At 56.7% G+C, this 240-nt stretch carries 1 protein-coding gene; it reads right to left on the bottom strand.

Features of this window, described 5'->3' with window-relative positions; genetic code table 11:
- Positions 1–240 (bottom strand): carboxyvinyltransferase (locus HBA93_RS23215; protein ID WP_502910190.1); only part of this gene is annotated, 240 nt, incomplete at both ends.

Here is a 240-nt window from a genome sequence, read left to right as displayed (position 1 = left end):
CGGTCACCGGTTTTTCAGAAGCCAGTCCCAGCACGAGGAAGCTCATGGCAATACGGTGGTCGAGATGGGTGGCAACAGTGCCGCCGCCAAAACCCTTGCCGGACGGATTGCCGCGCACCGTCAGCGACATTTCGCCTTCAGTACAATCGACACCATTGGCTTCAAGGCCACGGGCAACAGCTGCAAGACGGTCTGATTCTTTGACACGCAACTCATCCAGACCATCCATAATGGTTTCGC

It is taken from the genome of Ochrobactrum sp. SFR4 (assembly GCF_019730395.1).
Lineage (GTDB): Bacteria > Pseudomonadota > Alphaproteobacteria > Rhizobiales > Rhizobiaceae > Pseudochrobactrum.
Note: the sequence above shows the minus strand (reverse complement) of the source record. Positions and strands in the feature narration are given on the sequence as shown.